Origin of the sequence: Nocardia sp. MH4, assembly GCF_019266065.1 — a bacterium.
Lineage (GTDB): Bacteria > Actinomycetota > Actinomycetes > Mycobacteriales > Mycobacteriaceae > Nocardia > Nocardia canadensis.
Genome location: NZ_LPNR01000125.1, coordinates 38,389 through 52,903 on the forward strand (window position 1 = coordinate 38,389; position 14,515 = coordinate 52,903).

Sequence of the window (14,515 nt, forward strand, 5' to 3'; positions counted from 1 at the left end):
CTGTCCCCTTACTCGTAGACCGCGATGAAGGTGTCGACGCCGGCGCCGGAGGCGGTCTTGACCGCCAGGCCGACGGCCTTGCCGGATGCGAGGGTGATCGCGCGGCCGGACGCGCCGACCTCGACCTCGGCGCCTGCGGTGATCGCACCGCCGGCAGTGACCTGCAGGACGCCGCCGCGCTGAATCGCGACGGTGGCGCCGGAGGCCGCGTCGCAGGTGGCGACACCGAGCGCCTTCACGCCCGCGGCGGCGGTGGCGACCTTGATCATTCCGGTGGTGGCGTCGACGTCGGCCGACACAGCGACGAACGTCTTGCCGGTGACGGCAGCAGTGGTCAGGCCGGTGATGTCGCGGCCGGGCCGAAACAGGGGCGCGCTTTCGTTTGCCATGAGCTTCAGCTCCTTTCGGTGGTGCCCGTCGGCCGCCAGGCCGCGGGGTATGAGGTATCCACCGGTACCGGTGGAGTCGGGGAGGCACCTGGCCTCAGTCCCTCGACCGGCCGGTCAGACGGCGGCGGAGGGGTGGGTGCACTGGTCTGCCGCATCGCCGCGATGCGCGCGGCGCGGGCTTCCAGTTCTTCCGGGGTGCCTGACCCCAGCAAGTCGTGGTCTTCTTCGGGGATGCCGTGTTTGGCGGCGGCGCGCAGCAGGTTCAGTTCCTGCTCGCGCTGGGCGGCGGTCTGCTCGGCGGCGGTGGCGCGGTCGAGGGCGCGCTGCACCTCGGACTTCTGCGCTTCGACAGCCTCGTCGTGGGCGGTGGCCTTCGGCTCGAGGTCGCGCACCTTCGTGCGCCAGCTGGCGTTCTCTCGGCGCAGCTTGGCGATGATCTCGTCCTTGTCCGAGGCGGACAGGTCCGGCGGTGCAGCCGCCGGTACTTCTGGGAACTCACCGCTCAGCGGCGCCGTCTGCGCGGCAGGGGGTGCCTCAGGCTCAGGCTGCGTCGGAATCGGCTCGGTCATCTGGTGCCCTCCTGGGGCGTCGGGCCGCCTCCAGGGCGGCGGGGGTCTTCTCTTCGACCGCGCGAGCGAACGCGCGGAGCGCTTCGGCGCCGGATAGGCCCTCGGTCGATTCGTCCCAGATCTGGTCGATCTCGGTCTCCAGCTCGGGGTGGCTCTGGATACGACGCCATGCCCTGTTGAAGGTTCGGCGGGCGTCGGCGCCGTTGACCGCAGTCGCAGCGACCCACAGCCGCTCCAGCCGCTCGAACTCCTCACGGCCCGCCCAGTCCTGGCCCGCGCGCACGAGCACGGCGTCGCAGTCGCAGTTGTCGTGGTAGCTCTCGCCGAGCTCACGCGACCCGCGTGTCCGACCGCGGCGATCTCCGACCACGGACAGGGCCGCCTTGTCAGATCGATACACCGGGCCGCGGCTGGCGAGCATCGCGCAGAATGCGCAGTTCTCGTCGCCCGACAGGACCCTGGCCCAGCCGATCTCCTCGGTAGCCGCATTCGCCGTGGCCACGATGGTCTCGCGGTCGGCGGCGCGGATGTGCCGCTCGACAGTGGCCGTCACGCGCTCGGTCACCGTCCGGACAACGGCTGGTTCGCGCCGGTTGTCGTCGGTGATCGTTACGCGGTTCCGGACGGCGCGGCGGGTCTGCGGATCGAGATCGTTGACCGCCACCTGGACCCGGACGCGCGATCGCGGCTCCTGCGCCGGGGCTGAGACCTGCACTCTGGCACGGGACTCCACGGGGCGGTCACGCTCTGGCTCAGCCTGCGACTCCGCTTCGGCGGCCTGCCGTTGCGGCTCCTCACGCTCGCGCTGTTCCGGACGTTCGCCCTCGCGCTCCCGACCGGGCCGGACGTACGGCTCGGCGTTGGTGGCGCGCTCGATCGCGGCCACCAGCGCCGAGGGCCTGTACTGAGGCGCCGGCGCGGGCCGTAGCCCTTCGGCGCGCAGTTGCGCCGATACGCGTCCGTATGCCTCCGCTCGCATCTGGGTGACGGTCGGATACAGGTGCCGCGCCATTGCCCACCGTTGGTCGCGGGTGGTGGGGATGCCGTAGGTCGTCATGTACCGCAAGATCAGGCGGGAGACCTGTGCGGCCCAGACCGCCAGCTCGGTCGCCTCGATCACGCGCTACTCCGGCGGGAACGGAATGTCGGGGACCTCACCCTGCGCAAGCAATGCGGTCCGCGCCCGGTCGACCTTCGTCTTCGTCCATCCGGGGATGTCTTCCCAGAGGATCTCGGGCGGAATGCCGAGCATGGTGCCGAGCTTGCCCAAGCCGTCGACCGTCTGGGCGAAGCTGCGCGCTGTGGCGTCGGCCCACTTCACCTCACTGGCGAAGTCGGCGGCCGACGCCGCGTCGCCGGTGATGTGCGCGCAGGTGCGCAGCAGCTGCTCGTGGCTCTCGCCGAGAGAGGTTTCCAGCTCGCCAGACTTACGTTCGCGTCCCGATTCCAGGCCCGCCAGTGCCGCCTCGGACAGGTTGCTGATTCCCGCAACGCCCATGGCCTGGGGCGGGATCTGGGCGATGGCCGACAGATCGCGAACCGCGCTGGACTGGGAGTCGATGTAGTTCTTCAGGTCGGTCTCGTCGAACTGGCCGGCCTTGACTTCCTTGTCCCGGAAGAACCAGGTGTCGGACGCGGCCTGGCGCAGAGCTTCCGTCTCATCCTTCGGCGCCCAGCCGGTGACGTACCGCTGTTTGAAGGCGGCAACGTACTGGCTGGCCATCATGTGGAAGACGGTCTCGTCGATGCGTCCCTGAATCGCCATCAACGGCTCGATGATGCCGTAGACCTCTTCGCCGTCGAGGAGCATGCGGTCGCGGTAGCGCACGACCGGGCAAACGCCGACGTCATGGTTGCGGCCTTCGATGTACTCGAAGTTGTTCACCGAGCTGTAGGTCGGGTCGGTCCAACCGAGTGCGCTGGCCGGCACGTTCTTCACGCCGATGAAGTGGACGGCTTTCTCGTCGTAGAGCCGGATCATCGGCCCCTTCATCTCCAGCGCCACGATCGGCCAATCGTCATCGACCGGCCCGCCGGTGCGCGGATCCCATTCCAGCGGTTCGCCGTAGAGCGCGGTCATCTGCCGGGGGCTCACACCCCGGATCACCGCGGCCGGGTTCTGGTCGTCACCGGAGGTTAGTGACGGCAGGACGGTGGCGTAGCTGACGCCGTACTGCAGGGCGGTGCGATGGATGCCAGTTTGGCGAGCATCCATCCGGTTGCGCTGCCACCATGTCCACGGCTGCCCGGTCTCCTGGCCGCCGCTGGCGAGGTAGTTGTCTACCTTCAGGCCCTGGCCGAAGATGTCGAGGATCAGCGGCAGGAAGTTCGTCTGCGACTTGCGCGCGAGGTTGACCAGCCTGGCTTGGGCAGCTTCGGACCGTACGTTCCTGATCGTCAGCGAGTCCAACGCTCGCTCGGCGTTCCACGGGCGCATCGCGGCGTCGATCACGTTGAGCCGATCCGCCTCGTACGCGCGCGGGCCCTGCAGCAGATCGCGGGCGGCATCGACGGCCTGAGTCTTGTTCATGCCACCCCTTTCACAGGAAGAAGGCTTCGCCGGTCATCTGGTCTTTCCGTGGTGCGGCTTTCGCGTGGCGCCAGGCAATTCGGGCGCCGATCATCGACACGCAGGCGTCGATCTTGTCCGGCGAGCGCGCCGACTCCTTGCGGACCGTCACGCCGTAGCGGCCCTGGAACCTGCGTGCATTGCCGACATGCTTGGACAGCAGCGCGTTCCCGTCATGGGTGAAGCTGCCCTCGCGGATCTCGGCCTCGACGAGCTCGGAGCCCATCTCGAAATCCCAGGAGTGCGAGCGCATATCCCACGCGATCGGCTCCTGGGATTTCCCGCTCGGGACGGCCCAGATCTCCAGCTGGTCGCGGTATCGCTCCGGCCAGGAGACCTTGGTGAACTCCTCCCACTCCCGCACGTCCGCCCAGAAGGCGATCACGGTGTAGGTGTCGAAGGCCTTCGCCACGGCGTTGTCGATCTCGACGACCGGGACCACGGAGTCTTCATCGTTCGGGTCTGGCTCCCACACGCCGAGCGTGAACACGTGCCCGTCGGACATGCAGCACCCGATCAGCGCGGTGGCGTCGCGGGACTTCGAGCCGTCGAAGAACAACACGACCTCTTCGCCGGCAGCGACGGGCCGGACCGGCTTGGTCGGCGGGCCCAGGCGCGCCCACAGCTGCGGGTCGCACCATGAATCCTCAGGCGCCGTCGGCCAGTTCAGGTACTTGCGTTTCGAGTCGTCCGCGCGCGACTTCGGATCCCAGATCCGGACCATGATTGGTCGGATGTCGGCGAACCAGCAGTCTCCGTAGACGTGCTCGAGCGCATCGCGCAGCGAGTCCTCATCGGCCATATCGGTGTCCGGCGGGGCGACGCGGGCGTCGTAGAGGGTCAGCGAGCCCGACGTGCTGCCGTTGTCCTCCTGGTCGACCCAGGATTCCCACGAGTCCTGTGCCACCGAGCCGATGTCGGGCTTCCAGGCGTTGCAGGTCTCCAGCATCCGGTTGCCGGACTTGGTCAGGTTGTCGAGCAGTGTGCTCGCCATCGTCGGCCCGCCGTTGGACGGCAACCACCACTCGGTCTCGTCCGCGGTGATGTGGGTCGCCTCAGCGCCTTCCGCCGCGCTGGAGCTGGCCGTGATCACCTCGAGCGAGCCCTCGGGCAGCATGTTGTATCGCGTGCGCCCGGGGTCGAGGTTGTGCTCGACGCACACCCGCGACCCCTTCGGCGCGAACGCGCGGACCATGCGCATCGTGTTCGCGGTCTGCGACTCCGCGGTGGCGGCGATCTGAACCAGCGGCATCGCCACGGGCTTGCCGACCACCCCGCCGGGCGCCTTCGGGTCGAAGTCTTTGAGCCGGACCGGCGCGCAGAACTCGATCAGCGACAGCACCGCAGCGAAGGGCGACTTGCCGGAGCCCTTCGCCAACCGCCGGACACCGTGGTGATAGACCCACGAGCCGTCCGGGTTGAGCGCGTACCAGTGCAGCAGGAACCGGATCTGGCTGTCGATGAACTGGAACCGCTCCCCCGCCTTGCGGCCGTTCGGCTGGCGCAGGTACTTGCTCGCCCACTTCACCGCCTCCCAGCCGAGGGTGAGCTCGGGAATGGTCTGCGGCAGTGTGACTAGCCGGTCAGCCGCTGAGCCGGTCACGGTACTCGGCGAGCTGCGCGACTGCGGCGTCCTCGTCGGCGTCGACCTGCTTGCGCTCGAGCTCGACGCCCAGGCGGCGCTTGTCGGCCGGCGAGACCAGCAAGGTGTTGAGCGCCGACTGGACCTGCGCCCATGCCATGGCGCCCGGCGTCTGCCCGGCGGTGAGCAGCTCGTTCAGGTAGTGCAGCTCGATCCGCGCCCGCTGCCAGTCCGCGGCCGAGAAGTACCGGCCCTCTACCGATCCCGCGACGAGCGCGGCCCAGAGGTCGGCGACCAGCGGGTGCGCGTCGTACCCGAGTTCGGGTGCGTCGACGGCGGCCTGGTGGACGACCGGCTCGGCAGCCCCGTGCGAGGCGGGCTTGTTGCGGCGTCGACGCTGGCCGGCGGGCTTGGGCGGGGGTCCGGGCATGGGGTGACCTCCTGGGTCGGGGTGGTGCTCCGCCGCCTGGGCGGATGGACTCTCCACGGGCTTCTCATCCCGTACGGCCTGGCAGGCTCTATGCGCTCCGCCGAACTCGGCCGCCTGGGCCTGGGTGCACCCCCACCCCGTGGAGGGGCCTGGGTGGCTCGTGGGCGGCCGATCGTGACACGTTGGGCTCTCGCTCACCCCTGACAGACGATCACCGCTGCCCTGGTCAGCCCTGCACTACTCGGGACAAACGCCAGGTCAACCGGTATTCTGGTGGGGTGACTCTGTCCTGCCAGGTGTGCGGCCGACCCTTCGAGTGGTCGGGCCGCGGTCCTCGTCCGGCCGTGTGTGGTCAGCGGTGCCGCAAGCGCAAGCAGCGGATGCCGGCGACGGTGCCGTCCTCCCTCACTGCCCGGCCTCGGTGGGCCCGGCGTGTGGGCAAGCGGCCGGTGCAAGTGTCGGGTCGGCCTGCGTCCTCGACCGATGCAGGTACCTGGACGACGCACGAGCGTGTGGCTCGGCGCGAGCACGGGGTGATGCTGGGTGAGGGGCTGGCGTGCTGGGATCTGGACGGGGTGATCGACGACGACGGGCGCCTGCATCCCGAGGCGGCGGCGGTGCTGCAGCGGGTGGGGACGCGGGCGCTGTGGGTCGAGCGGTCGATGTCGGGGCGTGGTCTGCACGTGTTCGTGCGGGGTGAGGAAGAGCCTGCTCGGGTGGGTGAGCGGGTGTCCTACTACAGCTGGGGCCGGTTCATCGCGGTGACGGGTGAGCGTTACGCGCCGGTGCGCTGACGGGCGACCAGGCCGGGGTGAGGCTCGACCGGAAGTCGGCCGCGTGCTCGTCGGCGTGCGCGTGCCTCGGCTGCCTCGGCCTGGGTCTTGGCGCGGTGGCAGCCGGTGCACAGGACTCGCAGGTTGCTCTCGTCGTCCGTGCCGCCGGCCAGCCGGTTGGTGATGTGGTCGACCTCGTTGCCTGCTGCTCCGCAGAGCTGGCAGGTGTTGCCGTCCCTGGTACGGATGCGTGCAGCGACGGTCGGGCCGACGCCGCGGTATCGGTCGGGCTCGCGGGACCAGGTCATGGCCAGCGGTTCCAGCGGGCGAGGGTAATGAGCCGGCCGATGGCCGCGACGATCAGGCGATCGAGCCACTCAGGCACGGTCATTCCGCGATCCGTTTGCGGCACAGGGTGCTCGCGTATTCGAGCATCCCGAGCTGGTCGGAGATGGCGGTGTCACTCCCGGTGGTCATGTGGACAGCGGTCAGGCTGTCGCCGTCGCTGTCCCAGAAGTGCCGCTTCGCGACAAGCACGTAGCCGGTGAGCACGCCCTCTGTGTCCTCGTCGTACGCCCGGTGCACGGCGTCGATGGCGGTAGTGAGAGCATCGTCGGCCGCGACCTGCTCCGGTGTGCGTGCCATCACCACGCCCAATAACCGAGCGGCGTGACGTAGATCGGCTGCTCGAGCGTGCGGATCGGCCGATGCAGGAGGCAGGCGAGCAGGTCGGCGAGATTCATTCCGCACCGCCCGTGGTGGCAGCTGCGACGCACGCAGCAGCAGCGTCGTCAGCCAGCGGAGCGAGGATCTCGTACATCGCGCGCCCGGAGATTCCGAGCGCAGCGCCGATCGTGGCCGAGGCGGTGAACACCGCGTCGAGGAATCGCTCTCGTACCACCTCGGCGGATGGCGTGATGTCGGTGGCGGGATTCCACACGACGCTGCCCGTCGTGGGGTCGACGCTCACGCTCTCGGTGGTCCGCACGGTCACGCGAAGACCTCGCGCAGGACGGCGATGGCGATGCGGCCGAGCAGCTCCCACGGGACCAGGGCGGCGATGGCGGAGGCGGTGTTCAGCATGACGTGCTCCTCTGGGTGATGCACCGATCGGTTCATATGCGACCAGCGACGATGTGGCACTTCTGGGCCGCACCGAGCCCGTAGCGCGAGCGCGGGGGGTTGACCGCTAGGGCCGGTGCGACGTTGAGCAGCGCGCAGCGTGGCCCCCCCGGGTGAGTTCCGAGTAGACGGGGTTGCGGCACCGAGCGTGTGAGCGCTGGGAAGTCGGGCCCACGGTGGACCGGGATAGGCCGGCCTCAGGACCGTCATCGGTGCGTTGGGCTGCTTGCCGGGCATGACTCCGGTTTGACGCGCTGAGTTTGGGGTGCGTCGCGGTAATCCTGCAGACGCACGAAACCCCCAAGTCGGAGGGGATGACTTGGGGGTTAGGGCTAGTACGCAGTGCAGGGTGTTAACCCATTACTCGCGCACTTTAGAGACTACAGCAGACGTAACGGCTGGCGGCTCCTCGCCAGTCCGGCGTGTCCACCTGTTCGAGCAGCCCCAGCTATCGGCGGGGAGCCATGCGGCTGGCAGGGTTGCGGGCAGCCCGGACCAAGCTGACGAACTGCGGCGGCGGCAGAACGATTGTGTGGTTCTGCAACTGGCCCATCCGGTGGTAGTCCAGGAAATCGATGTCGCGTGTGACGCAGTAGACCCGCGATAACGGATCATCAGACGCCAACTTTCGGCATGCCCCGAATACCATACCGTCCTCGTGATCCAGAGGTGGATTGCTGTCGGGGTAGTTATCGATGATCGTGAACCCGTCCGACCAATCCACGAGCCCCCCGATCATCTCGCTCAGCAGCGTCGCGGCATCCGCCCTGCTCCAGCCAAGGTCCTGCATCGCCTTCCGGAAGACGAGAGTCTGGATCGAGTCATTCACTCCGACGTGCATCGTCTCAAGCCCGGCGAAGTTGCCTGATGTGCACAGCGCCAGGGCTCGGATCGAATCGGGATAGACGCGACCGTTACGAGGCGCCCTGTCGACCATGACAGTGGGGGACGAGTTCTTGGTCAACCTCGCGACTACCTCGTCGAACTCATCCCAACTGAACGGGGGACCAACCAAGGCCGCGACGTCCAGATAGACGTTGCAGTCGAAGACGACAATGTGTCGCTGCGGCGGAACACCGGCTGACTGCAACGGCTACGGCTCCTGGCTGCGCCGACTACGAACCAGCGGCACATCTACAAGCTCCATCGGGGAAAACGCCTCAAGGTTGGCCCCGCCCCATGGATCGTCCTCAAGTTTTTCTTCTTGCAGTTGTGCGAGGAGGGCGTCGACGTCGATTGGGCTGTGATGATCCATGCTCTCCGACCCGGAGACCCCGCTAGCGGCAAGATCTGCTGCGGTTCGTCCGCCCAGGCGCCGCTCCTTGCGATAGAACCGCGCCATGGTTTCGGTCTTGATGGGACGGTTGCGAAGCCCCAGCAGTCCGCGGGCTTCCTTCCAGGGATCCTCGTCGTGCGTCAATGCGATCAGCTCACCGCCGGACATCGAGCCGTACTGCCGCAGGACAAGGTCGATGACATTGGATGCGACGTCATCGAGGTTGATCCCAGCGAGGTCCTGGCTTTCCGGCTGGCGCGATCGGACATCCTTACGCGCATGCCACACTTCGGGGACCACTGGTCCGTTGTCCCACCCCTTGAGAGTGTCGGCGTACAGGGGCTCATCAGTGATCGCCAGGTGCCACGCCTGGACGTAGTAGAGCAGCTTCTGTAGCGGCAGGCTGTCCATGCGGCTGCCATGTCGGGCGATGAGCACCGATGCGACGTCGTTAGCGCACAGCATCGGGCGTGTCACCTCCTTGATTGGCCGTGGCGTGATCCGCCATACCCGAATGGTAGGCACTCAAGGTCACGAAATGGCCGTGAACGGCCAAGATGTGACGAAAATCGGTAGGCATTCAGTACAGCAGTGGGGTCTGACAAGTTCCGATTCGGTCAAGCGGTCGCCCACTCCGGCCGGTAGTCGGGATGATCGGACCAGATCGCGGCGATCACTCGGAGCGAGTCGGCCTCCTCGGGCGTGCCACAGAATCCGGGCCCGTAGTCGCCATGTGGCATCCACGGTCCAGGATGGCCTCGGCACTTCGGCCAGGGCTTCGCACGCTCGAACAACTCCCGCGTCGCCGCCACCTGCCGCAGCACGCGGGCGGGGTCGTGGAACACGCCGACGGCGTTGTCCGTGCCGGTGACGACCCACAGCACGCCACCGCTGCCCGGGCGGCTGGCGGCGGCCTGCGCTCGTTCCGCATCGCGCTCATCCTCGGTGAGGCGCGCTTCGATGAACTCCTCGATGGTCACGGCTTCCACGCCTCCAGATAGTCGGGGTGCTGGTCCCAGATCGCGGCAAGCGGGTACAGCACCGCGCTCTCGGCCTCGATCTGCTGGGTGATGCTGGCCATGCCCCGGATGAGCTCAACCATGGCCCGCAGGATCGGCGCCTGCCGCAGCACGCGGACGGGGTCATGCCGGGCGATGTGGCGGGCCCGCTCGTCCAGCCACCGATCGCTGCAGTCGTCGGCGGTGGCGATCCGGTTGTCCTCGCACATGTTCGGCCGGCCGGGCGCGTGATCCTCGCACCGATCTGGATCGGTCAGCGATCCGAATACCGCGTAGACCTCGTCTTCGTCGGCGACCCACCGCGCCGCGCTACCGCCAGCGGCGGCCTCGGCGATCTGCTCGTCCTCGTCGAGCCGCGCCTTGATGAAATCCTCGATGTTCACGCCTTCTCCTCCACGTTCGCCAGCGCCGCGTTGAGGAACTGCCCCGGCGACATGCCGAGCGCGGGCGCAATCTTGAGCAGCTGGTCCAAGCTCAGGTTCGCCTTGTCGCGTTCGATGTTGCTGATCGTGACGACGTGGATACCGGTCAGCTGGGCCAGTTCCGGTTGAGTGAAGTCGGCCCGCGCGCGCTCGGCCCGGAGATGTGCACCGAGGGCGCGGAAAGCGCCGTCCAAGTCGATCATGCCGTCGATCCTCTCCCACGTCGCGGATGCACGGCGTGCGCTTCCAGAATGTCCCCCAGCCGATAGAACCTGGTCCCCGTGTCCCGGTCCCGCGAGCACGGATGCAGCGCCCCGGCCTTGTCCAGCACCTCGACCCGGCGCCGTGAGAGCCCTTCCCCGCGCTCGCCGAGCAGGTGCACCACCTTGTCGATCTGGTAGGCGGTCAGCACCTGTCGGTTCGCGCCAGCCAGCTCGTCCTCGGTGAGCGTGCCGTCGCCAGGCCGGTCCAGGCGCCGCTGCAGCGCCGCGATTGCCCGCGTGATCGACCGGTAGGCATCGGTGGCGCCTTCGGTCATGGCCAGGGCAATGACGTTGCGGTCGAGCCACTTCGCCGCGGCGGGGATCGTCTCGACAGCGGGCGGGTCGATGGCGCGCTGCTCGCACACCACCCGCACCCAGCCGATGAGCAGGTTGTGCAGGTCGTCGGCCATCTGCTGGGCGGCGACATCGATCGGGGGCTTGGACTGCGGCGCGGGGCGGCAGGTGGAGGCATCGAGGCCCTGCCGGTCGCCGCGGACGATCGCCAGGGCGAGGGGCTCGAGGAGGTCGGGGATCTCGCGCAGCGCGGCGACGAGCTCGTTGCAGTCGGCACGGGACAGGAACATGTCGGTGTCGGCCACGGGGCTACCTCCTGGCGATGAGGGACACGAGCAGAGCGAGCAGACCGGGCACAACAGGCGTGACCGGTTCGGGGTCGTCGGCGGGCTCGGGGATGACAGTCATGCCGCCCGTGAGGACGTGCAGGCCGGTCGGGCGGCCGGGGGCGGCCTCGTAGCGGTCGAACCAGGGCATCAGGGCACCTCCCGCAACAGCGCCGGAGCCGCGGACTCGATGTGGCGCCAGCGCGTCCGCAGCTTGCGCAGGATCGCGACCTCCTGCGCGGTCCATCCGACTTTGGCGGCGACGGCGTCCATCGCGCTTTCGGATTCGCCTTCGTCGCCCTCGTCGTCCCAGCCGACGACGATGCCGTAGATCCACGCCTCGAACTTCGACTCGGCGAAGTCGCGGGAGTTGAACACGATGGCGTCATGCAGCGCGGCCATCGGGTTCGGGCTGGGTGGAAACGCGCTCACTCGGTCACCTCCCGTAGCTCGACCACGCGGCAGTCGAGCTCGCCGCCCCTCCACCGCATCAGGCGCGCCTCAGCGGCGGCCCGTGAAGTCGGCTCGGTGCCTGCGAGCCACAACCTCCCGTTGCCGCGGATCACCAGCGGGAGATACCCGATCGGCTCCCGCTGGGCGGCCTCCAGCTCGGCGACGCGGGCGGCCAGCGCGTCATGGTCGCGGCGGGTTTCGGCTTCGGAGTGCCGTGCCCGCCGGTACATCCGGGCGTGCATCGAGGCGCGGGACTGGTGCCCTCGCCGTGACTTCCACAGGGTGTCGATCACGCGGCGGGCGTTGCGAGCGTACAGCGACAGTCGGGCGCGTTCCGACTCCGCGTCGGCGAGGTCGGCGGCCTGGGCCTCCATGGTCGTGACGCGGGCGCGCAGGGCCAGCAGCTCGGCGGCCATCGACGAGCGCTCGGACTGCGACAGCCAATCCCTGCCCTCCGTGACCCGCCGCAGATGCTCGTCCGTGAGGCGACCGATCTGGATGGTGTGCCCGCCGTGGCAGTCGTCGGGCGGGCAGGAGCAGGTGTCGGTCATCGGCCCTCCTCGGTGGTGAAGTGCCATTCGATGTAGTCCGGCACTTCCGGCCGGGCACTGATCGGGCCCGACATGCCTGGCCGGTAGTCGCCCTCGTCGAGGGTGTCCGTCGACGGGTCGATGGCGTCGTTGTCGAACCAGTCCTGCATCCAGCACCTGTCATGCCCGACGTAGGGATGCTCGTGCTCGGACTCGTCGTACGGCCAGGTTTCGCAGTCGCAGTCCGGGTATCGGTGGCACGGCGCGGTGCTGTCGCCGTGGCACGTGAACTTGATGCGCCAGGTCACCACGTTGTCCGGGTCGCCGGTGATCTCGACGGCGTGGAGGTGGTCGGTCATCGGTGTTGTCCTGTCCATGGGAGCGCCAGGCCGTCATCGGCGCGGCGGGGTACGTAGTGGATGTGGACGTGTGGCACGGTCTGCGTCGCCGCCGGGCCGGACGAGGTGATCAGGTTGAAGTCCGGGCCCTGACTCTCGGCGAAGGTCTCGGCGTAGCCCATGCAGGCGCGCACCGCTTCGGCCGACGGGTGCTCGGCGTGCCACATCGGGACGAACAGCATGTGCCCAGGCGTGACCGGATTGAGCGGCTCGAACCGGGCGACAGTTCCGGCGTAGTCCTGCTCCCAGTCGCGGTTGTCGATGCGCTGGCAGAACGGGCACGCGGGGTCGTAGTCAGCCACGGCCGACCACCTCCCGGTTGACCGTGTCGGCGAGCGCCTGGACGTGGCCGAGGCGCAGATAGTCGGCGGTGTGGCGGCCGTCGATCAGGTAGCCGCGGGCGAACTTCAACGCCCCGGCCCACGTCCGCCAGTTCTCGCCGGACCACCACCGTTGGATGCGCTGGTGTCGCGCCTTGTCGACGAGGTCGAGGGCCCAGGCGTGGATCTCGGCCGGGCCTGCGAGCGACCACCACTCGGACAGGTCGGCCACGCTCCGGAGCGGATTGCCTGCGGGCAGCGCGGTGATCGGGTCGCCGTCGGCCGCCGCCCACCACACGGGCCCGGGCACGGCACGCTGTCCGGCGATGCCGTAGCCGGGCGCGGGTGGCCGGTGCGGCATCCCGGCGCCGACCGGCCGGAGCGGGTCGGCGATGAGCGCGCAGCCGACGAGGTGGTCGGCGGCCACGCCGGGCATGTGCTCGACGATCTCGCGGGCGAGGTCGCCAGCAATGCCAGCGCCCTGCGAGTACCCGGCGAGCACGTACGGCCGATAGCCGGAGATTGCTCGGAGCAGCGAGCGGCGGCCGGTGAAGCGGCTCTGCGCGTACGGCATATCGAGTCCGCCGTAGGCCGCGGCGTACTCGACGATCCGCGGCCGGAACTTCGCCGGGTCGAGGGCGTCGGCGAAGGCCTGCGAGATGCCGTCGCCGCGCGGGAATCCGGTGCCGGGCAGGATCAGGACGTCGATCATGGTCGCGCCCCCGGTGTTGGGACGTACAGGACGATCACGCTGCCTTCGCGCTTGATCACCTGGCGCGAGCTCGAGCGGTCCTCGGTGTCGTAGGCGCTGGCCCAGTTCGGCGCGTTGGTGAAGCCGTCCCATGAGGTCAGCTGATACGCCATGCCGCCGTGGGTGCCTCGGGTCCCGACGACGATCGACCTGCCGGGGAGCTTGTCGAGCTCGGCCGGGTCGGTGATCTCGCGGGCGGGTGGACGCCAGCCAGCAGCGATCACCGCGTCAGCCGCGCACGCGCTGTAGCTGGGCGCTTGGAACGATGCGGCGTCGATGATCTCGGTCAGGGTGTCGCGGTCACTCGCCATCGCTGTTGTCCTCGCCGTTGATCAGGTGGTCCATGAAGCCGTCATGGATGGCGTCCAGGGCCGCTTCCATCTCGGCGACGGCGTCCACGCGGGGGTGGTTCGGGTTCTGGCTCATCGCGCACCGCCGGTCAGCATTGCCGCGGCAATGCGAGCGAGCTTCGAGGCAACCGCGGTTGCGGTTTCGAGGTCGAACCGGTACCGAGCGAGCCATTCATCGGTCCGCTCGGACGGGCGCGGTTCGATCGACGGCTCTCCGTGGGCGTCGTGGGCGAAGCCGTCGATCATGACTGCCCAGCTGTCCGGGCCGCGACGCTCGATGGCGACCGTGGACCGGCGGTGGGCGGCGTGCTCGGGCGGCAGGCACGACACCTCGTAGCGGGTGGCAGTGATGGTGGGCTCGGGGGTGGTCATGCTCGGATCTCCTCGGTGGTGGTGAACGGGATTGCCTGGGCTCGGGCGCAGGCGGGACAGACGTCTTGCTCGCAGCCGCCGGCGAACTCCCAGCCCTCCTCCTCGAGCTCGACGTGCCAGCCGGGTTCGATGTCGTCGCGGGTCTGGCCGTCGGGGATGTCCCGGCGCTGGAGGTAGCCGCAGTGGTCGCATGTCAGGGTGAGGGTGCGGCGGGTCATCGGCTGGCCACCTTCGGGCGGGTGGGGATCTGGTGAGCAGGCAGGCCGCAGACGGTGCAGCGGCCACCGTGGATAGACCAGTGCTGGCA

26 protein-coding genes are annotated in these 14,515 nt (G+C 68.7%); 1 reads left to right on the forward strand and 25 read right to left on the reverse strand.

Features of this window, described 5'->3' with window-relative positions; translation table 11 throughout:
- Positions 1 to 8: 8 nt before the first annotated feature.
- From ATM97_RS29085 to ATM97_RS29110, 6 genes are all read right to left on the reverse strand, one after another.
- Complete coding sequence (locus tag ATM97_RS29085; RefSeq protein ID WP_218721393.1) at positions 9 to 389, reverse strand: capsid cement protein; 381 nt, start codon at positions 387 to 389, stop codon at positions 9 to 11.
- Positions 390 to 394: 5 nt separating this feature from the next.
- The gene (locus ATM97_RS29090; RefSeq protein ID WP_218721394.1) at positions 395 to 958 is read right to left on the reverse strand and encodes a hypothetical protein; all 564 of its coding nucleotides are present in this window, start codon (positions 956 to 958) and stop codon (positions 395 to 397) included.
- Positions 930 to 2,078: a hypothetical protein gene (locus tag ATM97_RS29095; RefSeq protein ID WP_218721395.1), complete on the reverse strand. Its 1,149-nt coding sequence runs from the start codon at positions 2,076 to 2,078 to the stop codon at positions 930 to 932. The genes ATM97_RS29090 and ATM97_RS29095 overlap by 29 nt, the downstream gene beginning before the upstream one ends.
- A 3-nt stretch (positions 2,079 to 2,081) precedes the next feature.
- Complete coding sequence (locus ATM97_RS29100; RefSeq protein WP_218721396.1) at positions 2,082 to 3,410, reverse strand: phage portal protein; 1,329 nt, start codon at positions 3,408 to 3,410, stop codon at positions 2,082 to 2,084.
- 88 nt (positions 3,411 to 3,498) lie between these two features.
- Positions 3,499 to 5,130 carry a phage terminase family protein gene (locus tag ATM97_RS29105; RefSeq protein WP_218721397.1) on the reverse strand — a complete coding sequence of 544 codons (1,632 nt, stop codon included), beginning with the start codon at positions 5,128 to 5,130 and terminating at the stop codon, positions 3,499 to 3,501.
- Positions 5,111 to 5,539, reverse strand: coding sequence for a hypothetical protein (locus ATM97_RS29110; RefSeq protein WP_218721398.1), 429 nt, complete (start codon positions 5,537 to 5,539; stop codon positions 5,111 to 5,113). Before ATM97_RS29110 ends, ATM97_RS29105 begins: the two co-directional genes overlap by 20 nt.
- Positions 5,540 to 6,051: 512 nt before the next feature.
- Here ATM97_RS29110 and ATM97_RS29115 point away from each other — a divergent pair.
- Positions 6,052 to 6,333: a hypothetical protein gene (locus ATM97_RS29115; RefSeq protein ID WP_218721399.1), complete on the forward strand. Its 282-nt coding sequence runs from the start codon at positions 6,052 to 6,054 to the stop codon at positions 6,331 to 6,333.
- Here the strand turns inward: ATM97_RS29115 and ATM97_RS29120 are convergent.
- From ATM97_RS29120 to ATM97_RS29205, 19 genes are all read right to left on the reverse strand, one after another.
- Complete coding sequence (locus ATM97_RS29120) at positions 6,315 to 6,620, reverse strand: HNH endonuclease (RefSeq protein ID WP_218721400.1); 306 nt, start codon at positions 6,618 to 6,620, stop codon at positions 6,315 to 6,317. The genes ATM97_RS29115 and ATM97_RS29120 overlap by 19 nt on opposite strands.
- A 79-nt stretch (positions 6,621 to 6,699) precedes the next feature.
- On the reverse strand, positions 6,700 to 6,957 hold the full coding sequence (locus ATM97_RS29125; protein ID WP_218721401.1) for a hypothetical protein: 258 nt from the start codon (positions 6,955 to 6,957) through the stop codon (positions 6,700 to 6,702).
- A 94-nt stretch (positions 6,958 to 7,051) separates the two neighbouring features.
- Entirely contained in the window at positions 7,052 to 7,282 is a 231-nt protein-coding gene (locus ATM97_RS29130) for a hypothetical protein (protein WP_218721402.1), read from the reverse strand.
- Between the two features lie 600 nt (positions 7,283 to 7,882).
- Complete coding sequence (locus ATM97_RS29135) at positions 7,883 to 8,524, reverse strand: hypothetical protein (RefSeq protein WP_218721403.1); 642 nt, start codon at positions 8,522 to 8,524, stop codon at positions 7,883 to 7,885.
- Positions 8,525 to 8,527: 3 nt separating this feature from the next.
- Positions 8,528 to 9,175: a Panacea domain-containing protein gene (locus ATM97_RS29140; RefSeq protein ID WP_218721404.1), complete on the reverse strand. Its 648-nt coding sequence runs from the start codon at positions 9,173 to 9,175 to the stop codon at positions 8,528 to 8,530.
- 152 nt (positions 9,176 to 9,327) lie between these two features.
- Positions 9,328 to 9,690 carry a DUF6221 family protein gene (locus ATM97_RS29145; RefSeq protein WP_218721405.1) on the reverse strand — a complete coding sequence of 121 codons (363 nt, stop codon included), beginning with the start codon at positions 9,688 to 9,690 and terminating at the stop codon, positions 9,328 to 9,330.
- Positions 9,687 to 10,112 carry a DUF6221 family protein gene (locus tag ATM97_RS29150; protein WP_218721406.1) on the reverse strand — a complete coding sequence of 142 codons (426 nt, stop codon included), beginning with the start codon at positions 10,110 to 10,112 and terminating at the stop codon, positions 9,687 to 9,689. The genes ATM97_RS29145 and ATM97_RS29150 overlap by 4 nt, the downstream gene beginning before the upstream one ends.
- Positions 10,109 to 10,354: a helix-turn-helix domain-containing protein gene (locus ATM97_RS29155; protein WP_218721407.1), complete on the reverse strand. Its 246-nt coding sequence runs from the start codon at positions 10,352 to 10,354 to the stop codon at positions 10,109 to 10,111. Before ATM97_RS29155 ends, ATM97_RS29150 begins: the two co-directional genes overlap by 4 nt.
- Positions 10,351 to 11,013: a hypothetical protein gene (locus ATM97_RS29160; protein WP_218721408.1), complete on the reverse strand. Its 663-nt coding sequence runs from the start codon at positions 11,011 to 11,013 to the stop codon at positions 10,351 to 10,353. The genes ATM97_RS29155 and ATM97_RS29160 overlap by 4 nt, the downstream gene beginning before the upstream one ends.
- 4 nt (positions 11,014 to 11,017) lie before the next feature.
- A complete protein-coding gene (locus ATM97_RS29165; protein WP_218721409.1) occupies positions 11,018 to 11,185 on the reverse strand; it encodes a hypothetical protein in 168 nt (55 codons plus the stop codon).
- Positions 11,185 to 11,466 (reverse strand): hypothetical protein, encoded by a 282-nt coding sequence (locus tag ATM97_RS29170; RefSeq protein WP_218721410.1) that lies wholly within the window; start codon positions 11,464 to 11,466, stop codon positions 11,185 to 11,187. The genes ATM97_RS29165 and ATM97_RS29170 overlap by 1 nt, the downstream gene beginning before the upstream one ends.
- Complete coding sequence (locus ATM97_RS29175; protein WP_218721411.1) at positions 11,463 to 12,038, reverse strand: hypothetical protein; 576 nt, start codon at positions 12,036 to 12,038, stop codon at positions 11,463 to 11,465. Before ATM97_RS29175 ends, ATM97_RS29170 begins: the two co-directional genes overlap by 4 nt.
- Positions 12,035 to 12,376, reverse strand: coding sequence for a hypothetical protein (locus ATM97_RS29180; protein ID WP_218721412.1), 342 nt, complete (start codon positions 12,374 to 12,376; stop codon positions 12,035 to 12,037). Before ATM97_RS29180 ends, ATM97_RS29175 begins: the two co-directional genes overlap by 4 nt.
- A complete protein-coding gene (locus tag ATM97_RS29185; protein ID WP_218721413.1) occupies positions 12,373 to 12,717 on the reverse strand; it encodes an HIT family protein in 345 nt (114 codons plus the stop codon). The genes ATM97_RS29180 and ATM97_RS29185 overlap by 4 nt, the downstream gene beginning before the upstream one ends.
- Positions 12,710 to 13,447, reverse strand: a complete 738-nt coding sequence (locus ATM97_RS29190; protein WP_218721414.1) for a cutinase family protein — start codon at positions 13,445 to 13,447, stop codon at positions 12,710 to 12,712. The genes ATM97_RS29185 and ATM97_RS29190 overlap by 8 nt, the downstream gene beginning before the upstream one ends.
- Positions 13,444 to 13,797: a hypothetical protein gene (locus ATM97_RS29195; RefSeq protein ID WP_218721415.1), complete on the reverse strand. Its 354-nt coding sequence runs from the start codon at positions 13,795 to 13,797 to the stop codon at positions 13,444 to 13,446. The genes ATM97_RS29190 and ATM97_RS29195 overlap by 4 nt, the downstream gene beginning before the upstream one ends.
- Positions 13,787 to 13,912, reverse strand: coding sequence for a hypothetical protein (locus ATM97_RS34660; RefSeq protein WP_255588599.1), 126 nt, complete (start codon positions 13,910 to 13,912; stop codon positions 13,787 to 13,789). Before ATM97_RS34660 ends, ATM97_RS29195 begins: the two co-directional genes overlap by 11 nt.
- Positions 13,909 to 14,208: a hypothetical protein gene (locus ATM97_RS29200; RefSeq protein WP_218721416.1), complete on the reverse strand. Its 300-nt coding sequence runs from the start codon at positions 14,206 to 14,208 to the stop codon at positions 13,909 to 13,911. Before ATM97_RS29200 ends, ATM97_RS34660 begins: the two co-directional genes overlap by 4 nt.
- Positions 14,205 to 14,426 (reverse strand): hypothetical protein, encoded by a 222-nt coding sequence (locus ATM97_RS29205; RefSeq protein ID WP_218721417.1) that lies wholly within the window; start codon positions 14,424 to 14,426, stop codon positions 14,205 to 14,207. The genes ATM97_RS29200 and ATM97_RS29205 overlap by 4 nt, the downstream gene beginning before the upstream one ends.
- Between the last annotated feature and the right edge of the window lie 89 nt (positions 14,427 to 14,515).